This is a genomic window from Pseudomonas sp. HMSC063H08, from assembly GCF_001813645.1.
Taxonomy (GTDB): Bacteria; Pseudomonadota; Gammaproteobacteria; order Pseudomonadales; family Pseudomonadaceae; genus Pseudomonas; species Pseudomonas aeruginosa.
In genome coordinates this window covers 1-260 of record NZ_KV813414.1, presented here as the reverse complement: position 1 = coordinate 260, position 260 = coordinate 1, and the positions used below count along the sequence as shown (strand labels likewise).

Here is a 260-nt window from a genome sequence, read left to right as displayed (position 1 = left end):
AACCGCTGCTGGGAGATCAGAAAAACACATCTACCCATCAGCGCGTGGAATAGCCTCTACGAAAGGTTCTCGACCAAGATGCCAATCCGCTTGCCCTCGGTGTTGGTATCGCTCTTCTGGTGTAACGAGCACGGTGCCGTGGGCTTTCGCTTGCACAACACCCCTTGGACGGATGAGTCTCTGGAGATCCTGGAGATGACCGCAGCCGCTCTTCGACAAGAACAGCTTGCCTTCGGCCTCGACGAACACCTGGTCGATCT

At 56.2% G+C, this 260-nt stretch carries 1 protein-coding gene; it reads left to right on the top strand.

What is annotated here, in order from left to right; all coding sequences use genetic code 11:
* Window positions 1-78: 78 nt before the first annotated feature.
* On the top strand, window positions 79-260 hold a 182-nt coding region (locus HMPREF2924_RS36190; protein WP_371915078.1), incomplete at its 3' end, for a hypothetical protein.